This is a genomic window from Pantoea sp. ANP04 (genome assembly GCF_041982285.1).
In the GTDB taxonomy this organism is placed as follows: domain Bacteria; phylum Pseudomonadota; class Gammaproteobacteria; order Enterobacterales; family Enterobacteriaceae; genus Pantoea; species Pantoea eucalypti.
Genome location: NZ_JAUTYS010000099.1, coordinates 1 through 592, shown reverse-complemented (window position 1 = coordinate 592; position 592 = coordinate 1). Strand labels below are relative to the sequence as shown.

The following is a 592-nucleotide window of genomic DNA, read 5'->3' as shown; positions in this document are numbered from 1 at the left end:
AGAACTCCGCGCCCTGGCCACACGCTATGGTGCAGATCTACCGAAAGGCCAGCGCCTTGAGCAGAGCGTGCCTCCTGCGCTGTCGACTACCGGCATCGGCACTTATCAGCAGCTCGATGCTCACCGTCTGGACCTGCTGTTCACCCTGGAACAACTGCCCGAGAGCGCAGCGCCCGCCCTGGACTTTCTCTGCACCTGGCTGCAATCGGCCAAGCCGGGCGGGCTGCTTGCCGGACTCCAGCAACGCCAACTGGCCCAGAGCCTCAAGGCACAGACGCTATACGAGTTTGCCGGTCAGGCCTTGCTGCATCTGCAATTGAACCTGAGCACAACAGAGGCGACGGCCCCGGCCCAGGTCCGCGAACTGCTGGCAGATTGGCTGAGTTTCTTCAGCGCCCAGGACGATTGGCCAGCGCTGCGGACAGAATATGCCTTGCTGCAACAACGCCAGCTGCAGGTCGGCAGCGCCCTGGAGTTGGCCCAGCGGGACAGCCGGCAGACCGTCGGCGAGCTGGATGCGCAAGGACTCGAGGCCCTCAGGGTGCTGCTCGCACAGTTGCAACCGCAGGCTGTGGATAACTTCAGCCATGAG

At 63.7% G+C, this 592-nt stretch carries 1 pseudogene; it reads left to right on the top strand.

The window, feature by feature from the left end:
- Positions 1–592: pseudogene (locus tag Q7C21_RS22530) on the top strand (hypothetical protein); the annotation flags it as partial.